At 69.9% G+C, this 1063-nt stretch carries 1 protein-coding gene and 1 pseudogene; both read right to left on the reverse strand.

What is annotated here, in order from left to right; translation table 11 throughout:
* Positions 1 to 233: pseudogene (locus DMC18_RS25515) on the reverse strand (ATP-binding protein); the annotation flags it as partial.
* Positions 223 to 780, reverse strand: a complete 558-nt coding sequence (locus DMC18_RS25520) for a response regulator (protein WP_110133441.1) — start codon at positions 778 to 780, stop codon at positions 223 to 225. The pseudogene DMC18_RS25515 and the gene DMC18_RS25520, both read right to left, overlap by 11 nt.
* Between the last annotated feature and the right edge of the window lie 283 nt (positions 781 to 1063).

Here is a 1063-nt window from a genome sequence, read left to right on the forward strand (position 1 = left end):
CGCCGGCGGCTGAGATCGGCGGCGAAGGCCTCGCCCGGCAGCGCGGCGCGGGCGGCCAGCGGGCGTCCCGACAGCAGGCGCTGGGAAAGGGCGGTCGCCAGGCCCGCGGCGACCAGCACGCAGAGCAGGGCGTTGGCGTAGAGCCCGTGGGTGAAGGCCAGCCACGCCAGGGCGCCGACGGCGAACAGCGCGGCCTGGACCGCCAGCAGCAGGGCGAGCGGCCTAAAGCCCATGCTTTTCCATCCGCCGATAGAGCGCCGCCCGGGTGATGCCCAGGTCCTTGGCCGCCTGGGAGACGTTGAAGCCGTGCCGGGTGAGGGCGGCCTGCACCAGGGTGCGCTCGGAGCGCTCCAGGTTCAGATCCTTGGGCGGCAGGCCGGCGGGCACGCGGCGCGGGGCCTCCAGCGCCGCCTGGATCGAGCCCAGGAAGCGGTCGTTGTTCCACGGCTTGACCACGAAGTCCTGGGCGCCCAGGCGCATGGCCTGGATGGCGATGGCCATGCCCGAATGGCCGGTGACCACCACCACGGGCAGTTCGGGCGTCGCGGCCAGGGCCGTTTCGAGGAAGGCCAGGCCCGCCTCGCCCGAGGTGTCGCCGCGCCGGAAGTTGAGATCGAGCAGCAAAAGGTCGATCCCTCCCTGAGCCAGGCGCTCGTGCGCGGCGGCTGGCGTCTCCAGCCCCATGAAGGCGAAACCGCCCCGCTCCAGCACCAGGCTGGCGGAGGTCAGGATGTCGGGATCGTCGTCGAGAAAGAGGACGGTGGGCCGGGCGTCGGACATGTTCGGAAACGTACACTCTCAAGCGGCGGTTGAGGCGAAGAATCTGCCAAAATTGCGTATAAATCAAATAAAATCAGATATTTATGTCTATTGAGCGGGTGCTGTTAGCCTAGCAGCATGACCACGACCGTCCTGCTTTCCTCAACCCATGACGACGCCGGCGCCGGCGGCATGGACCGCCGCGTCGAGCGGCCGTGGCACGCCAAACGCGCCTGGCGCCTGGGCGCGGCCGCCGCGGCGGTGGTCGTAGTCGGGGCCGTCGCCTGGACCCTGTCGCCGAAGG

Origin of the sequence: Caulobacter sp. D5 (assembly GCF_003185805.1) — a bacterium.
In the GTDB taxonomy this organism is placed as follows: domain Bacteria; phylum Pseudomonadota; class Alphaproteobacteria; order Caulobacterales; family Caulobacteraceae; genus Caulobacter.